This is a genomic window from Streptomyces sp. SBT349, assembly GCF_001083795.1.
GTDB lineage: Bacteria > Actinomycetota > Actinomycetes > Streptomycetales > Streptomycetaceae > Streptomyces.
The window spans coordinates 1-1,930 of the sequence record NZ_LAVK01000610.1 but is presented as its reverse complement, the minus strand read 5'-3'; the positions used below and the strand labels follow the sequence as shown (position 1 = coordinate 1,930).

The window sequence follows — 1,930 nt, the reverse complement described above, 5'->3', positions numbered from 1 at the left end:
GCGCTGTCGCGGCCCGCGCCGCCGCCCTCGCCCCGTGCGGGACGGGTGGCGGCGGGCGGCGGCGCGGGCCGCGACAGCAGCACGCGTCCCGCCACCGCGGCGACGACCACGCCGAGCGCCGCCACCAGCCCCAAGTGGGCTGCCACGCTCAGGTGTTCGGCCACCAGACCGCCGAGACCCGCGCCGAGCATGCCGCCCAGGCTGAACGCCGCGTGGAAGCTCGGCATCACCGGCCGCCGCAACGCCGCCACCAGGTCGACCGCCGCGCTGTTCGCGGCCACGTTGATCGCGCCGAACGCCGTGCCGAACACCAGCAGCACCGCGCCGAGGGACCAGGCCGCGTGCGCGTGCGCGGGCAGCGCGACGCTGAGCGCGAGCAGCAGCCCCGAGGCCACGGTCACCGGGTGGTTGCCGTACCGCTGGCACAGCCGCCCGGTCAGCATCATCGTCACCACCGCGCCCGCCGAGACGCCGAGCAGCGCCACGCCCAGCGCGCTCGACGACGCCCCCGTCTGGTCCTTCACATCCGGGATGCGCACCACCCAGCCCGCGAAGACCAGCCCGTCGAGGGCGAAGAACGCCGTCAGCGCCGCGCGCAGCCGCCGCAGCGACGCGTCCACCCGCGGGCGGGCGCCCTCGCCCCGCCGCGGTCCCGGCACGAGGGCCGCCCGCAATTTGTTTATCCGAGACACAAAGCCAGAATAGGCAGGTGACCTCCACCCGGACCAGGCTCGACAGAGGCCGGAACGCGCTCGGCCCCGCGCTCGAACTCGTGCACACCGGACGCGCCCCCACCCGCGCCGTCCTCACCACCGAACTCGGCGTCACCCGGGCGACGGCCGGCGCCGTCGCCGGCGAGCTGCAAACCCTCGGCCTCATCACCGTCGACTCCCGGCCCAGCGCCGCCCGCGGCAGCCAGGGCCGCCCCTCCCACCGGCTGTCCATCGCCGCGGACGGCCCCGTCGTCCTCGCCGCCCAGGTGCACTCCGACGGGTTCCGCGCCGCGCTGGTCGGCCTCGGCGGGCGCATCGTCGCCACCGCCCCCGGCTGCGTGACCGTCGACGCCGACCCGGCCCAGGTGCTCGGCGAGGTCGTCGCCGCGGGCGCGGGGCTCCTGCGCGACAGCGGCAGACGCTGCGTCGGCGCGGGCCTCGCCGTCCCCTCCGCCGTCGCGGAGCCGGAGGGCACCGCCCTCAACCCCCTCCACCTCGCCTGGCCCGCGGGCGCCCCCGTCCGCGACATCTTCAACGACTGCCTCCACCGCGCGGGCCTCGCCGCGACCGGCTTCTGCGGCAACGACATCAACCTCGCCGCCCTCGCCGAGCACCGTCACGGCGCGGGCCACGGCGCCGAGCACCTGCTGTGCGTCGCCACCGGACACCGCGGCGTCGGCGGCGCGCTCGTCCTCGACGGCCGCCTCCACAGCGGCAGCGCCGGCCTCGCCCTCGAAGTCGGCCACCTCACCGTCGACCCCGAGGGCCGCGCCTGCCACTGCGGCAGCCGCGGCTGCCTGGACGTCGAGACCGACCCCCTGGCCCTCCTCGAAGCCGCCGGCCGCGTCGCGGGACCCGCCGGCTCCCTCCTGGACCAGGCCCGCGAACTGCTGCGCGGCGAGTACGCCACCGACCCCGCGGTCCGCGCCGCCGCGGGCACCGTGATCGACCGCCTGGGCCTCGGCCTGGCGGGACTGGTCAACATCCTCAACCCGGACCGCATCATCCTCGGCGGCCTCCACCGCTGGCTGCTGGACGCGGACCCCGGGCGCCTGCGCGCCGTCGTCGAGGAGCGCAGCCTGTGGGGGAGGAGCGGCGACGTCCCGATCCTGCCCTGCACCCTCGACCACAACAGCCTGGTCGGCGCCGCCGAACTCGCCTGGCAGCCCGTCCTGGACGACCCCCTCACCGCCCTCACCACCGCCCCGGCCTGACCC

At 77.2% G+C, this 1,930-nt stretch carries 2 protein-coding genes; one reads left to right on the top strand and one right to left on the bottom strand.

The features are described 5' to 3' along the window. Positions 1-692, bottom strand: a 692-nt coding sequence (locus tag ADY01_RS35165) for an MFS transporter (protein ID WP_049580910.1), incomplete at its 3' end; no start/stop codon positions are given. A gap of 17 nt (positions 693-709) precedes the next feature. Between ADY01_RS35165 and ADY01_RS35160 the strand changes: the two genes are divergently transcribed. Then, positions 710-1,927 (top strand): ROK family protein, encoded by a 1,218-nt coding sequence (locus ADY01_RS35160; protein ID WP_107081904.1) that lies wholly within the window; start codon positions 710-712, stop codon positions 1,925-1,927. Positions 1,928-1,930: the final 3 nt, after the last annotated feature.